This is a genomic window from Leptolyngbya sp. CCNP1308 (assembly GCF_034932455.1).
In the GTDB taxonomy this organism is placed as follows: Bacteria; Cyanobacteriota; Cyanobacteriia; order Phormidesmidales; family Phormidesmidaceae; genus Nodosilinea.
Genome location: NZ_JAYGIH010000014.1, coordinates 17,483 through 31,737, shown reverse-complemented (window position 1 = coordinate 31,737; position 14,255 = coordinate 17,483). Strand labels below are relative to the sequence as shown.

Annotated in this window: 10 protein-coding genes and 1 pseudogene; 4 read left to right on the top strand and 7 right to left on the bottom strand. The window is 56.9% G+C overall.

What is annotated here, in order from left to right; translation table 11 throughout:
* Nucleotides 1-85: pseudogene (locus VB780_RS07560) on the top strand (IS5/IS1182 family transposase); the annotation flags it as partial.
* 38 nt (nt 86-123) lie between these two features.
* Here VB780_RS07560 and VB780_RS07555 read toward each other — a convergent pair.
* The 4 genes from VB780_RS07555 to VB780_RS07540 form a co-directional block, all read right to left on the bottom strand.
* The gene (locus VB780_RS07555; protein ID WP_323350525.1) at nt 124-1,821 is read right to left on the bottom strand and encodes a hypothetical protein; all 1,698 of its coding nucleotides are present in this window, start codon (nt 1,819-1,821) and stop codon (nt 124-126) included.
* A gap of 343 nt (nt 1,822-2,164) precedes the next feature.
* A complete protein-coding gene (locus VB780_RS07550; RefSeq protein WP_323350524.1) occupies nt 2,165-2,764 on the bottom strand; it encodes a hypothetical protein in 600 nt (199 codons plus the stop codon).
* A complete protein-coding gene (locus tag VB780_RS07545) occupies nt 2,743-3,258 on the bottom strand; it encodes a hypothetical protein (RefSeq protein ID WP_323350523.1) in 516 nt (171 codons plus the stop codon). Before VB780_RS07545 ends, VB780_RS07550 begins: the two co-directional genes overlap by 22 nt.
* Nucleotides 3,255-3,425, bottom strand: a complete 171-nt coding sequence (locus VB780_RS07540; protein ID WP_323350527.1) for a ribbon-helix-helix domain-containing protein — start codon at nt 3,423-3,425, stop codon at nt 3,255-3,257. Before VB780_RS07540 ends, VB780_RS07545 begins: the two co-directional genes overlap by 4 nt.
* Nucleotides 3,426-4,169: 744 nt before the next feature.
* Between VB780_RS07540 and VB780_RS07535 the strand changes: the two genes are divergently transcribed.
* Together VB780_RS07535 and VB780_RS07530 are read left to right on the top strand one after the other, a co-directional pair.
* Nucleotides 4,170-4,337, top strand: a complete 168-nt coding sequence (locus VB780_RS07535) for a hypothetical protein (RefSeq protein WP_323350522.1) — start codon at nt 4,170-4,172, stop codon at nt 4,335-4,337.
* Nucleotides 4,338-4,393: 56 nt separating this feature from the next.
* Nucleotides 4,394-4,543, top strand: coding sequence for a hypothetical protein (locus VB780_RS07530; protein ID WP_323350520.1), 150 nt, complete (start codon nt 4,394-4,396; stop codon nt 4,541-4,543).
* Nucleotides 4,544-4,750: 207 nt separating this feature from the next.
* Here VB780_RS07530 and VB780_RS07525 read toward each other — a convergent pair whose 3' ends face one another.
* The 3 genes from VB780_RS07525 to VB780_RS07515 all read right to left on the bottom strand — a co-directional run bounded on the left by VB780_RS07525 (nt 4,751) and on the right by VB780_RS07515 (nt 12,740).
* Nucleotides 4,751-5,503, bottom strand: a complete 753-nt coding sequence (locus tag VB780_RS07525; protein ID WP_323350519.1) for a hypothetical protein — start codon at nt 5,501-5,503, stop codon at nt 4,751-4,753.
* A 397-nt stretch (nt 5,504-5,900) separates the two neighbouring features.
* Nucleotides 5,901-11,009 (bottom strand): translocation/assembly module TamB domain-containing protein, encoded by a 5,109-nt coding sequence (locus VB780_RS07520; RefSeq protein ID WP_323350518.1) that lies wholly within the window; start codon nt 11,007-11,009, stop codon nt 5,901-5,903.
* A gap of 705 nt (nt 11,010-11,714) precedes the next feature.
* Nucleotides 11,715-12,740 carry an AraC family transcriptional regulator ligand-binding domain-containing protein gene (locus tag VB780_RS07515; protein ID WP_323350517.1) on the bottom strand — a complete coding sequence of 342 codons (1,026 nt, stop codon included), beginning with the start codon at nt 12,738-12,740 and terminating at the stop codon, nt 11,715-11,717.
* A gap of 616 nt (nt 12,741-13,356) precedes the next feature.
* On the opposite strand from VB780_RS07515, the gene VB780_RS07510 reads away from it, so the two are divergent.
* Nucleotides 13,357-14,238, top strand: a complete 882-nt coding sequence (locus VB780_RS07510; protein WP_323350516.1) for a bile acid:sodium symporter family protein — start codon at nt 13,357-13,359, stop codon at nt 14,236-14,238.
* Nucleotides 14,239-14,255 lie beyond the last annotated feature (17 nt).

Below are 14,255 nucleotides of genomic sequence, written 5' to 3'. Positions count from 1 at the left end.
CTTGGTGCGAGACTACGAACGGCTACCGGAAACGTCAGAAACCCTCATCTACCTTGCCATGATACGGATCATGGTCAGGCGATTGGCATGATTTTTGACCCCATCGGACTTTTCAAACACCCTCTAAGAGAGAGCTGTTGGGGGTGCTCCAATGTCAGCAGGCTCTTCTGCATCGAGAGAATCAAGTACACGCAGATGATAGAGCAGGAGTAACCGCTCATCGTCCGTCAGATTAGACCAGCGCTTACCCTCAAACTGGTCAGCAATGAACTGGCGAATCACCTCCCCAGACCACCCCAGGCTCCTGATCTGGTGTTGAATCTGCTCGTGCAGGCCCGGGTCGTAGGGCGCAGGCTCTGTTTCCTGTGGAAAGGAAGACTCATCCCCCCGCACCCCCCTTTCCGGAGTAAAAGAATTTGTATCCGACCCCAAATCATCGGCGCAAAGCGCCTCACCCTTCATATATCTCTCTAAGGGGTGTAATTCCTTGATTTCTTGGGGTTCTAGCAATTCTGGTATTGCTTCAGAACTCACATCTTCAGTGGCTAGAAGGCTTGCTAGCTGGGCTATTACACCCTGTTGGTGCTCAGGGTGCCAGAGGCTGAGGTGCTTGTAGAGGGTTTGATGGCTGACTTTGGCTGACAGGGCGATCGCCTTAGCCCTGGCCGTAATCTGCTCAGGCAGCTCTCCGGCCTGCTCTAGCTCGGTATAGGCAGTACAGATGCGGTGCTGGGCATCTTCGGCCTGCTGCTGGTTAAAGGGCACCAGGTTGTTCTTAGGCTGGCTGGTGTCACGGCTGGGAGTGGTACCCAGGGGCCAGTAATAACCCTCCACAGCTCTGGCCCAGGCGGTGACTTTGCGATCGATGGCGTGCCGGTGGCGGCAGTACTGTTCGTAGCCAGGGCGGGTGAGGGCGATGCGCAGGGTGTAGTCGATCAGGGCTTGGCCCTGGAGGCTCTCGAAGACGCGGCCGTAGCAGGCGATGGTTTTGAGCAGGTGGTTGGTTTGACCGAAGGCGGTCCAGCCTTCGGTGATTTCGAGATCCATATCCTGTCGCCAGCTGTCGACGGGGTGACTGCGGCGTTTGGGCTTTTTGCGGTGGTTATCGCGGCCAATTTTCATCGCATGGCGCAGGGTGTCCATGTCTTGGTGGCTCGCCGCGCCATCCCAGAGCCAGAAGAAGCGAGCTAGGCTGCCGCTGATGGGGTTGAGGGCATCGTCAAGCAGGCAGGAGCCGCTGCCGGGCTGGAGGGGCAATCGGTGGCCCATGTATTCGATGAAGGTTTGAACGCCGTAGGCTTTGACGTTGGGGAAGATTTCGAGCTGCCCCGCCTGGAGCCGAAACCCCTGGGCTTGGAGGCATTCCTTGAGGGTGACGGCCAGGTTGAAGGTGTTGACCAGCTCAGCAAAGGGGAGGTAGAGGTGCAGGCCACCACTCCAGCTGGAGCGGATCAGCAGGGTGCGGGTAATGCCGATGGTTTCTAAGGCGGCGCGGATCTGGGCCACCCCGTCGGCGGTGCAGTAGTCGCCCCCGGCGTCGAGGTCGAGCAGGGCGTAGCGGGTGTCGTGGGTGAAGCGGACGCCGATCAGCTGGTTGGCGTCTTGCCAGTGGTTCCAGAGAACGCGGGGCCGCAGGGGGTAGGTGGTAACGGTCGTCCAGGCGGCTTTGGCGGTGGCGTCATCCGGCAGGTCGGCGCGGATGAAGTTCCAGGGGTAGTGGCCAAAGATCTCACAGAGCCGCTGGCCCGTGGGGTCAGCGGGGAGGGGTTCGGAACGGGGAGGTCTACGCGACTCCTCGCCCCATCCTAGCGATGCGGTCATGGGGGCTTTCTCTCAAAAAATGAGCAATGGGTATTGCCCCGAGAGAAAGCCAGTGTTACCATTAGTCGCATAAGTATTCAGCGCGACTCGGGACTGGTCCTCTCGGGTTTTCGCTTTTTAAAGAGCCGGTGGCGTTTGCTGCCGGTTCTTTTTGCCTATTAAGGTCTGGTCAGGACGCTTAATACTGACTAACGCGATCGCCAGGGGGTCAACCCAGCAGGGCGTCAATCATTGCCGGATCATAGTACAGGTGTCTAAACCGGGCAAGGCAAACGCTAAAAATTGAGCTTCATGGGTGTTTTGGGGTTATACCGGCCTCCTAACGTGCAACAAAAGACTGTGGTTACCGCTCGATTGGCGGTAGTTGCCAGGGCTCTAGACCGGCGTCGAGGAGCTGCTGGTCTAGCCAATTCCCCTGTTCGCGCAGTGCGTCGAGTTCTGCGTGGGCTTCTCTTAACGCAGCTAAGCCGGCCTCGGTTTGCTGGAGCCGTTGGGTGAGCAGGACATTGCGATCGCTCTCGCTATGCTCCAGATCAAAATCAGCATCAAAGCGGCGTTCTAAAGATTCTTGCAGCAGCGCCCAGGTCAGGGTGAATGCTGCCTTGTTGCCCTTGAACGTCCGATACAGCCAATAGGCTGATACCACTTCCACTAGAAGGGCATTGATTCGAGTTTGACCGCGATCGCCGAGGGAAGCCTCAACTTCGATTTGCTCTGGGATGTAATCTGTAAAAGCCTGACCGAGCGAAGTTTTGGAGTCCCTTGAGGTCAGAAAACGTGATGCGTAAACTGGGGGCTCATTAATTGCCTTTGCGGCCCCAGCTTGGCTCATGCGATAGGAGCTATCGGACAGCTGAAAACCGTCGACCGACAACGAGCCGATCGCCACCGTAGTGCGTTTAGCTTTGTCGCCGCTTTGGGTCATCCGGCCACCCGCTGCCATAGTCGGGCAACTTCTGCCAGGAGGGTCTGAAACGTTTCGCGAAAAGCTCGGTGTTCACTTTCGTTGAGGGCGCGATCGCGATCGGCCGGAGCCAGCGCCTCATCAATTCGCTGGCGGTCGGCCCTGGCCTCTTGCCGGTCGGCTCTGGCCTCTTTCAGCAGGTTGTTAAAGCGCTGATCGGTTTCCTGTTGCTGTTGCCCCAGGTTGGCAATCATCTGCACCGTATCGATAATAGTCTCTTCCATGCGCCGGTTGGTATTGGCCGCCATGGAGCTGCTGACCTCCTCAGCCTCAGCTATACCGTCCTCCATGCGAGATGACCAGGCCTCGATCGCGCGGGCATTTGACTCAACAATCTTCTCAGTGCGAGCCAAGTTGGCTTCGGTACGCTCTAGCCCCATCTCAATGCGGTCTAGACGATCAGTGCTGGCAGCGTTAGATTCCGCCACGGTGGCCAGTAGCGCCTCAATGCGGTCTAGGCGATCGGTGCTCATTTGTTTTCCTCCACCGAAGGATAGTCGCCAGATTGTTTAGCCTGCCTCACAGCTTGCTCTAACAGGAATGCACAAAGGTTTGCAACAGCACGCCCGTCTGCGTCCGCCCACTGCTCTAATTCTTCTGCCAATCGGTCAGGCAGAGTCACCTGAATGCGTTTACTCATGCCCGTCATGATACAAGCTCCAACGGTTTAGGGTGCACATGCCATCAATAGCACACATATTTGTGTCAGTAAGACATTTTTTTGTGTTATTCCTGTGGCTATCAGTGGACCGCAGCCGGAACAACTGGTTCCACCAAACCGCCCAAAGCATCGATTTACCGAAGTTTTGAACTGTAACAGCGAGGTGTAACGACGTGGAACGTGAACCACTATCGATTCGCAAGTTTGCCGAGATCTGTGGAGTGTCCCACACCGAAATCGGCCGCAAGATGACGGCCCTGGGCACGTCGGCACGCCCCGGGGTAAGGGATTGCCCACACTGCTCAGCCCAGCCGAGCAAGACAAAATTGCCGTTGGGCCGCTTATTCCTGCCGAACCGCCCGCCGCGCCTGCACACCATGTCGCGGTGTTGGGCAGTGGTTTATCGGTCTACACGCCCCCGCCGCTGGCTACTCGGGGCGTCAACAGTGAGCTCAGTCGCAACCCTCAGAGAGTGAGTATCCAAAATGAACGATTATTGATGCCCTCACGCCAGGATTCACATTAATAGCGATGGATCTGAACTTTGCAATTCAGCAGTTGTTTGATGGCATGTATAACTTGTTGGATTGAGATGTTTTAGTTGCGTATAAGTTGTTAGAAACTACTGAGGAATCTACCATTCGGTTGTGCCTCCTCAATAACTAAGAGTGTTAACTCGTATATGGAGAAATCAAAGTGACGCAGCATTAAGGGGAATAGCAAATGACAAACAACGAATTTCGCTTTTTAATAGAAGCCTACACTCATGCCGCAAATGATGGGGACACGGGTACTGCTGAAACACTGATGAAAGAACTAGATGGCATAGTTGTACTATCCCAGCACGATCGCTTGAATGCAGAAAAAAATAAGGGATGGACGGTGGGTTAGTGCCTATCGAGATTCGCCACCCTAAAGCCGGCAACCACGCCAGCGAGGTATCCAAGATGAACCCTGACATTCAGACCTTAGAGCAAATTCTCAACCGTATCCTGCACACTGAACCCGCCGACAAAGTCCAAAGCGCGCTATTAAATCAAGCCTACTCGGGCATCAGAAAAGCGATCGCTGCCCTGGAGAAATATCAGGCACAATAGCCCCAGCAGAATTTCACCTCAGCCCCGGCGATCGCGCTGGGGCCTTTTTTATAGAGTGCCAAAACAAAACCCCCACGGGCCAGCGGTGCCTGTGGGGGTTTTTGGGTTCCTACATCTACGCAGGTATGGCTTTGTCCGCTGTGGGCCTAGGGTGCCCCACCTGGTGGGTGCGATCGCAGGGGTAGAGGTGCGATCCAGTTAGGTAGTTTAGGTCTCCTGAGATTCGCGGAACTGTTTGCGATAGCGATTAATCGGCCTCTCTACCCACAGCACCAAAGCCAGTGACAAGGCTAGAGTGAAGGGTAATGCGGCAAAGAATAGAGGCCAGCCACGCCCGATCTCGAGGTAGTGACCGACAATCGCCCCAACTAGCATGTGGCACAGAAACAAGGGATAGCTCATCGCTCCGGCGAGCATAGCCCACCCTTCGTCTCTGGGGAGCTTTAGCCCCGCATGGTAGCCAAACGCGCCCAAGGCAAACCAAAACGAACCAAACCAAATCGTGGTGTACCAATCACTCAACGGCCACGCTCCGAACACCACAACAAAAATAGTTGAGGCCATCAACCAAAGTCCTGTCCGCCATGCCGTTGCAGCTATGCCCAGGCTGATTGCAAGCCACCAAAAGAGTTCAACAGATAGCGCCCAGGCAGAAGGATTGACTTGGGGGAAATGCACCGGCACAATACCGAGAATTTGCCACCAGCCATAGTTGCCCATAACCTCAGCCCCCCAGGGCGTGGCAGGAAATCGCCATAGCCACAGCACGGAGGCTAGGTAAATAATCCAGTAGGTTGGGAATACCCGAATTAATCGATTTGTCCAAAAAGCCTGGAACCGCCCACAGTATGGGCCACAGCACAGCAAGGTCATCAGGTAGCCGGAGAGCAGGTAAAAACCAATTACAGCAACCCGTCCCCCGTAGTGCCCCGAGCCTAAGTGAGTCTGTACCACCACCATGGCCAGTGTCAATCTGAGTGGTCCAATCATCTGCCGTCGTAAGTCTTAATTGTCGATTTCACACCAGCTCATTCTGTATCTGGCAGGTTTAGATTGCACATTGTCACCAGACGTATTCCCACCATCAAATAAATGTCAGGCGAGATGCCAGTCGGGGGTGTATCCATGCCATGGAAGTATGGGTTGACTGGGCGGTCCAACTAATAGCACTCAAACCCCATAAATAACTCTATTTTCAGCGCGGTTTCTATGCTCTATCCCTGTTGCAGCAAGCTCTCTAGGTATGTTGTTACCCGTTAAGAAATAATGGCCACCTATTAGGGACAAACACCGTTTGCCCTGCTCAATCTGGGTTATCCAAGACAGATCTAGAATCACCTACGATCGCGGTAACCGGTTAAAACCGCGATTCATATTCGATTAAGAAGATGTTATCTCCAGCAAAGTTGGTGGTGCCTCGAGCCCGAATCTGGTCGCTCAGCTGGTAGGACAACCCAACCTGGGGCGGTTTACTGTTGTTGAGAATTTCCAGCACGTCCACGCTAGCGTCTTCGCCCAGGGAAAAGGCGGCCTCTACCCCAATACCAATGCCCACGGTGCTATCGGTGGCGGTATCGGTAGTCGGAAAGACGCTGAACGATCGCAGGCCAACCGTATCGGCAATGCGATCGCCAAAGGTTGCGATCGACCCCGCCCCCACAAACCCGGCTAGCTGCGTCAGCGATGCGCCATAGACATTGGTGACCACGCTACTGCCCAGCAGGGCGAGCAGTTCTTCCTGGCTACGGGAAGGGCGGCTGGTCAGCGCCAGCAGCTCACCCGCCTGGCCCGGCGAGGCGCGATCTTGCAGGTCGCTGACATAGCCATAGGCGGTAGCAAAAATCGAGACAAACTCCACTTCTCCAAAGGTGGTAATGCCTGAGGGTGCGGTAATTTCAGCACTGTTAAACGGGTTTACCTCAGTGATTTGGGCGACGTCGGCATCTTGCACCCTGGCCCGCATCTGCACGTCTAAAAATGGGTCAAGCCCATCTTCGGGGAAAAATGTGGCAGTGTTTTGGGCATCGCGCACCAGGCGAAACTGAGTCGAGAACAGATTGATCCAGCCGCGATCGAGGGTTAGCACCCCGCTGGGCCGCAGGTCCGTCAGCGTACCGTTGACCTCGACACCACCCGAGGCGGTGATGTAGTAGAAAGGCTGGCCCACGATCGCCAGATCATTACTCAAAATCAGGTTCAAATCATTCAGCCTAACCCGGCTCAAAGGGCCATTCAGCCCAGTCTGATTCACCTCTGGTAGGTCAAACCCGTCGATCTCAGTCCGGTACTCCTCCACGTACTCAGGCAGCGGCTCTTTTACCAGAGGATCTTCTGCGTCGTCTTCAGGCACCTCTAGATCAGCCGCCGGTACTGCCTCGAACCGCCCGAGCAGGTCGTTGGCTCTAACCACGCCGTCTCCTACCTGCACTGTGCCGGCAACCACTGGGTTGAGCAGGGCTCCCGTTACTAAGAGAATGCCATCCAGTTCGGCTTCGACAAAGCCTTCGTAGTCGATATCCACCTGGTTGATAGCGATCGTCAGGCCATCGGTGGGTGCAGGGGTCTGTTTGGTCGCTGCCAGGGCTGTGGTCGCTCCCTGAATGGGCAGTCGTCCCGTGATCACAATCTCGCCGCCACCGTAGTTAGCCTGTAGCTGCTCAACCAGTACCTGGTCGAGGTTAAACCTGACCCTGCCGGTCAGGTCAGTCACCGGCTCTGATAGCGCTGTACTGACTAGCGTGCCATTCTGAAATTCGGCCTGACCCACCACCGCTGGGGCGTTCAGGGTGCCCCCAATTTGTAGGCTAACGCGGCCCTGGCCCCCAGCCCAGCCCAGCCGTTCGTCGGTGACCAGGTTAAGCAGCTCCAGGCCCTCGTCTTCTAAATTTACCTGCACGTTAATCACTTCGCTATCGGGCTGAACGGCCATAAACGGCAGGGCGTAGGGGATGTCTCCACGCAGGGTGATCTCGGCGGGGTCGGCCACTACGGCAGCCCCATCAAAGCGGAAGCGGGCGTTGTCGTAGGTAAAGTCGAAGGCCACCGACTCCAGCGGCTGCTCGTTCAGGCTAGGGTCAACCACCGCTAGGTCGCCGACCACTGTGGGGGTGCTCAGGCTGCCACCCAGGGTGGCCATCAGCGCCAGATTCCCGTCGGCTTCTACTGGAATATCGACAAACAGCTCCGCCAGTTCGACCGGCACCCCGCTCATCTCTAGCTGGCCATTTAGATCCTGCGGGCTGCCGTCGCCCACAAAGCTGATCCGAGTGTCGTCGGCCTCGAACAGTAGGGGGCTGATGTCGAAGCTACCCTGGTCGTAGCTGGCCGCCAGGGTAAAGCGGTTGCAGCGATCGCCCGGCTCAGCGCCAGCCGTATCGAGGGGTTCACCAAACGCGATCGATTCGTTGGCTGCGCCCGACTCCCCTGCGCTCGACTCCACCACCGCTGCTGGGTCGCAGGTGAGCAGGTTGCCCCAGGTCCAGTTTTGGCCCTGAATGTCAGCCTCGGCCACCACGGCGTCAGCCGAAAACCCATCCCCTTGGAGGGTGACGGTGCCGCTGAAGGTGCCCCGCAGGTCGGCCAGGGCGGGCAGGGCGAGCTCGGTGTCGTCGGTCTGCCGTTCGTAGCGGGCCAAAAACAGGGCAAAGGCCTCTAGCTGCTCTAAAAAAGGAGCCGCTGGCAGACTGGCGGCATTCAGGTCGAGCACCTCGGCCCCAAACCCAGTCGCGGCCTCGCGGGGCAGGCCAATGTCGGCAAAGGTTTCCCAGTTGAGGGTGGCCAGCAGGTCTTGGAAATTGCCCGAGACGATATCGATTTGAGCATAGTACTGGGGGGTGGGGGTGCCCAGATCATCCAGCCACCCGGTGACCAAATAGCGGCTGTCGTCAAAGACCAGGGCCGCATTGGCAAGCTCAAGACGGCCATCAGCGTAGGTAAACTGTGCATCCAGACTTTCGGCTACCAGGGTATCAAGGGCGGGATTAAGAATGCTGGCGGTGCCCTGAATCGAGAGATTATTCAAATCGCTCAGGTTAGCGGTGATGGTGCCATCGAGAGTGCCGCCCAGGGGGCCAAGATTGGCGACGGGGGCTATGCCCAAGGCATCAAGGGGGACGTTTTCAACGGTGGCGGTGAGCTGCTGATCAACCACCCGGCCCACCGCAACGGCATCGCCCAGGCGAATATCAAATTGGCTGGGTCGCAAATCCTCATCCAGCGTGGCGAGAATACGGTCCCTGCCTCCCCGTAGCGCGATCGTGCCGCCCTCGGCGCGGGCAATATTCACTGGCCCCGACAGCTGAGACTCAAAAGCAGTGGTATCTAGAGCCAGGTCGTTGACTAGGGCATTGCCAACCAGGCGCAGGTTGCGCAAAGGGCCAGTGATCTGCCCGTCAAAGCTAATCACCCCGGATGGGTCAAAGCGATCGCGAATGGCAGCTGGCGCGAGCTGGGCTAGACGGCTGAGGCGATAGCGGTTCACCTGTACATCCAAATCGACGGGGCCAATGGGGGTGGCCTCTCCCAGATTGGTTGCCACAAACCCGCTGGCCACCACCCCAGGGGCCACAAACCGCTCGACCTGAATACCGTTCCCCGCCCAGCGAAAGGCGGTCGTCCAGTCTCCCGGTTCTAGGAGCGAAGAGGAACCGGGGGATACGGTGAGCTGAGCATCGGCGATTTGGGCGGTGCCACCGGCCTGTAGGGCTTGCAAAGATAGATTGTCTAGGTTGCCAGAGGCGGTCAGATCGGCGGTCAGCAGTCCCTGCACTCGGTCGGTGAACTGATTCACCGGCACATCAGTGGTATCGATCTGGGCCGTCCAGGTGCCGCGATCAAGCAGCACAGTGGCGGTGGCATCGAGGGTGCCCTGCTCGACCTGAAACTGGGTGTTGTCAACCACCAGGGTGTTGTCTCGGTAGGTCAGCTCACCGCGGCCGGGATAGGTGGCCTGGGGCAGCCGAAACTGAAGCGTCGCCAGAGGGTTTTCAGCTGTTCCCCGGATTTCGCCCTCGGCCAGAACCGAGCCCAGGATGGCCTGGTTGGGCAGCGACAGTCCGTACCTTGTGGCTAGGGCATCCCCCGGCAGGTCGGCCTGCAGGTCAAACTCAAAGGCAGGGCTGCCCTCGGAGGCCAAATCGACCTGGCCCGCCCCGGTGACAAATCCCCCCTCGACTGGCACCGCCCGCAGCGTTTGCAGGTCGATCTGCTGTTGGGTAGCGACAAAGTTGGCGGTCAGGGTTTCGAGGGTTACTTCATCTAGCTGCACCGGGCCCTGGTTTTCCAGCTGTCCCGCCAGGCGAGGTTGGTCAATATCGCCGGTCAGGGTGCCGTCAAAACCAAACTCCCCAGCGGCTTCGATGGGTAGATCGACCTCTAGCACGTCAGTCACAGTGGCGATCGCCACCTCCGGGATCTCTACAGCCAGGTCATAGCCGTCTTCTAGATCGACCGTACCGGCTGCGGTGAGGGGAATCTCGCCTAGCTGCAGCTGGGCGGCGTCTACGACCACCTGCTCACCCCGAAACTGCAGCGTGGTGTCGATGTCGGTAATGGGGGTCGGCAGCTGGGCCACCAGCACCTCGCCGTCGCGCAGCCGGGCGGTGCCTCGGGCCTCGGTGAGGAAACTTTCAGATTGCGATCGCAGCTCCAGTACCAGGTTGCTGTCTAGGGTGCCGCCAACAATGCCCAGCGACGGTGGCAGAAAAAGGTTAAACCCGGCGGTGGGCAGATCGGTAGACCGCAGGGCCAGGTTGTAAGCCCTCTCCTCTAGCAGCCATTCCCCATCCACCGCAAACTCGCCATCATCAATGCGGCCACTGACCTCAAATAAAATCTCCTGGAGGTCTTGCTCTGCGGGGCTGATAAACTCGGCGCTGGCGTTCAAGTCGGTAATTAAAATCGCCTCGGCTTCGACCACCGCCTGGTCGCGTGGCAAATCTCGAAACACAGAGGCGCGCCCGTCCTGCACCTGTACTTCTACCAGCTCCAGCTCGACTGGGCCGCTGGTTTTGTCTTCTTCGGGGTCGGGCAGGGTGAGGTCAACCCAGCGACCATCGGCCGCCTGCACCAGCTCAATATCCGGTTCAATGAACGTCAGGCTGTAGCGCAGGCTGCGGCTAAACAACAGGTCGGGCCAGCTAAAGGTGACGTCTACCGCCTCTGCCGTCGCCCCCGATGCCACCGCGTTGGTAGGGGGCAACCTTGATGGCCCTAGGCGCACCCCATTCCAGGTCAGCCGTTCAAAATTGCCCAGCTCAAAGGGGCGATCAAGACTTTCTTCTAGGGCGGTCTCGACCCAGGGAATGAGGCGATCGTCAATTAGATCATCGCCCCAGACCAGAGCCGCCACGCTGCCCACCAGGGCTAGGGCCCCCAGCCCTGCGCCCACCCTAAGCAGGGTGGGCAAAATCCGGCGCTGCTGCCTGTCCTGGTTGGGGTTAGGCGGCAGGCTGCTGGGCTGAGTCATAGCGATCCTCGCTTAGACGGCTGATAGGGACAGACCCTACCCAAAAGTCACATAGACCCTACAGAGGATTAGCGTTGTAAGCAAGCCCCCTAGGGAGACTTGACTGCTTTGATCGCTTATGGATTTCTTAGCGTTATGGCTTAGCCTTTCAGAGGATGTTTGAAAAGTCCTATTTCTTGTAGCAAAAGTGGAGATCCCCCCTGCCCCCCTTTTTAAGGGGGGCAGGGGGGATCGGCAGGTGACTAAAACTACAGCAAATCACTTTTCAAACGCCCTCTCAGACTGCTAAAAAAAAGTTCCAAAATTTGTTCAGCGCGGCGTTGGACAATCACGGGGTTAAGCCAGATCGGCTAGTTGCGCGCGTAGACAACTACTCAAATGCCTCTCCCCCTCAACTCACTGAAGCCCCTGTCGGGGGCTTTGCATTGGGTACCGAGAGCAAAAGAGAGCCCAATTTATTCACGGCTTTTTTGCGTTAAGTGATGGGAAAAGTGACATCAATCAAGGTTCCCTCAAAAAGGAGACTAATAGGGGTGTCTCCGTGCCCGATTTCAGACAAGGATGGCTATAGTGTCATAGCTACATATAGGATTGCCCTATAATCTTGACGCAGCAAGACAAAATCCGGATTTTTGGGCTTCGATTAACAAATCTTGGTAAATACCTCAGCAAGTCCTTGGTTTCTATAGCGGCTTGCCAAGTTGCCTAGTAGACAAATTCATTTGAGCCGTGCAGGAGTCGATACTCACGAGGCGAGACCCCGGCCCAGCGCCTGAAGGCACGAGCAAAGTTGGCGGGGTCGGTATAGCCCAGCTCCGTGGCAACCTCAAGCAACTTGACATCGGGCTGTTGCAATAGGGCTACCGCCCGGTTAAACCGCACCCGATCGACCAGCTTAGAGTAGGTCAGCCCCGCCTCGGCTAGGTGTCGTTGCAGACTGCGTACGCTCAGCCCCGAGGCTGCCGCCACCAAAGTAATGTCGGGGCAGCCGTGGGGCAGCAGCGATTGAATGAACTGATGCAACGAGTCGAAGCAGGCTGAGGACGGGGCAGTCTGCTGAAACCTGTCGTAGTCTGGATGCTGGCTGAAGCCATCGCCTGTAGCGGTGGGGTTGTACGGCAAACTCAGAGCAGTCCGAGGGATTTTGATGGCGTTGTGGGGGCAGGGAAAGCGCATGGTGGTGCCGACAAAGTCGTCCATGGTCAGCAGCGATCGGCAGGGTGGCCTTTCTAGGTGCAGCTCGGTGGGTCGCCAGTCTGGCCCCAGCACCTGGCGCAAAATTTTGAGATAGAGACCAAGGTCATAGAGAGCGGTTTGCAGGTTGCTCGCTTGGGCGGGCCGATCGCAGCGAAATTGCCACCAGACCGAGTCGTCTACCCACCGGAGATTGACATGCTCGCCGGAGTTGGCCATGCCCACAACCTGCTCAATGGTGCTCAGCAGATCAAACAGCGTCAGCGAGTTGTCCAAAATGCTGCCTAAGGTGCCCAGCTGATGCAGTGAGGTCTGGCGACCAATCAAAAAGCCGAGAGCCTCTAGCCCCTCCAGGTCGGCGGCGGTTTCTAGCAGGGCACTGCCTTGGTAAAGCGGCAGCAGATCGTCTGGATGTTCCAGGACGGTGGGGGGAATGTTGACTTGCTCTAGCAGGCGATCGACAGGGGAGCCAATTTGGCCAAGAAAATCAACAACCGGCAGCATTACACCGACTCTAATCAGAGGAATAGCTTTCATAGAAAGTGCAGGGCATAGGGAAGTAAGATAAAGCCGCCATAGCCAGGAAAAGATGCTTTCTAAATCAAGCGTATCAGAGGTCTAACTATTCTTAGTAGTCTTGGCGCAAAATGACCAGAAATCTAAATATCTAAGTGATATCACTAAATAGTAAGGAACAAGACGTTCTCTACTAAGGGTCTCCATTTACCGGCTGAATAACGCATTGCTAGAGGGGCATCTCTGGTGTGAAGGTCGTTGTCAAAGTCGTTTCTCTCAAGCATAGGGGATAGGTAAAAGGCTCTCAAACCCTCTTGGGAAAAGGCTTTAAGGATAGAAATACGTCTTGCCAAAGGGCTAGCTGAGCTGAGCTGGCCTAGGTTTAGACTGCACTGTTGAGGATGATCAATGGAGGCCATAGACAACTTTTTAGTTGTTTTATTGCTCCGAAAATCTGTGAGGATAGCGTGAGGAAATTATTAAGAAATTCTGCGTAGATGAAGCAGTTGACTGGCTGAAGTGTTGCGCAGTATTGAGAAGAGAATTTTTTTCGCAGCGTTTCATTTAAGAGTTCTATTGGGTTGTTTAACACCCATTTTGTCTCGGTAGCAGCGTTGCTTTGGAGAGGGTTGAACCGATGGACTTAAAAGAGTTGCTGAGTAGCTTTGCCCAGATCACGGTGTTTGCTGTGATGCTGTCGATGGGCATGGCGTTGGGGTTTGAGGGCATGGGTCGTCTATGGCGACGGCCTTCGCTGCTGCTGCGCTGTTTTGTGGCGGCGTTTGTGGTGGTGCCGGTGGCGGCCATGGTGGTGACCAGGGTGTTGCCCCTCACCTTTGAGGTGCGGGCGGGCATTGCGGCGATGGCGGTGATACCCGGTGCGCCACTGATCTATCGCAAGATGCTAAAAGGCCCTGGCGACGTGGAGCTGGCGGGGAGCTTTCAGGCGACGATGGCGCTGCTGTCGATTGTGCTGGTGCCGCTGTGGTTTGGCATTATTTCGGCGATGTACCCCAATGACGCGGCGGCACCCCTGGCGGTGGTGTTTAAGCAGGTGATGCTGATGCAGGGGGTGCCGCTGCTGGTGGGGGCGGCGATCGCCCACTGGTTGCCCGATCTGGCTGATGACTTTAACGAGCCGTTGAACCGTATTAGCAGTGCCATGCTGGTGGGCGTGGTGCTGCTGGTAGCGGCGATGGGGCTATCGCTGGTGCTGAAGGCGGGGCCGGTGCCCATTTTGGCGGTGGTGCTGATGGCGGCAGCGGGGCTATTGAGCGGTCACTACCTGGGCGGTAGCGACCCCGTCACTCGCCAAACCATTGCAGTGGCTAATGCCTCGCGCAATGCCGGGCTGTCCCTGGCGCTGGTTACTCTCAACTTTCCGGCGGTGGCCCATGAGGTGCTAGTTACCATTGCGGCCTACGCAATCATGTCTGGCATCGCCAGCAAGATCTACACCCGCCTCTACCAAAAACAGCTGGCTCGGGGGGCGCATCCCCAAGATGCGCCGGGGTTCTAGGCTTGATCGCCCATCGT

Bases quoted from the DNA above. Each gene is read 5' to 3' on its own strand.
- VB780_RS07555 (WP_323350525.1), bottom strand. From the start codon at position 1,821: ATGACCGCATCGCTAGGATGGGGCGAGGAGTCGCGTAGACCTCCCCGT.
- VB780_RS07550 (WP_323350524.1), bottom strand. From the start codon at position 2,764: ATGGCAGCGGGTGGCCGGATGACCCAAAGCGGCGACAAAGCTAAACGC.
- VB780_RS07545 (WP_323350523.1), bottom strand. From the start codon at position 3,258: ATGAGCACCGATCGCCTAGACCGCATTGAGGCGCTACTGGCCACCGTG.
- VB780_RS07540 (WP_323350527.1), bottom strand. From the start codon at position 3,425: ATGAGTAAACGCATTCAGGTGACTCTGCCTGACCGATTGGCAGAAGAA.
- VB780_RS07535 (WP_323350522.1), top strand. From the start codon at position 4,170: ATGACAAACAACGAATTTCGCTTTTTAATAGAAGCCTACACTCATGCC.
- VB780_RS07530 (WP_323350520.1), top strand. From the start codon at position 4,394: ATGAACCCTGACATTCAGACCTTAGAGCAAATTCTCAACCGTATCCTG.
- VB780_RS07525 (WP_323350519.1), bottom strand. From the start codon at position 5,503: ATGGTGGTGGTACAGACTCACTTAGGCTCGGGGCACTACGGGGGACGG.
- VB780_RS07520 (WP_323350518.1), bottom strand. From the start codon at position 11,009: ATGACTCAGCCCAGCAGCCTGCCGCCTAACCCCAACCAGGACAGGCAG.
- VB780_RS07515 (WP_323350517.1), bottom strand. From the start codon at position 12,740: ATGAAAGCTATTCCTCTGATTAGAGTCGGTGTAATGCTGCCGGTTGTT.
- VB780_RS07510 (WP_323350516.1), top strand. From the start codon at position 13,357: ATGGACTTAAAAGAGTTGCTGAGTAGCTTTGCCCAGATCACGGTGTTT.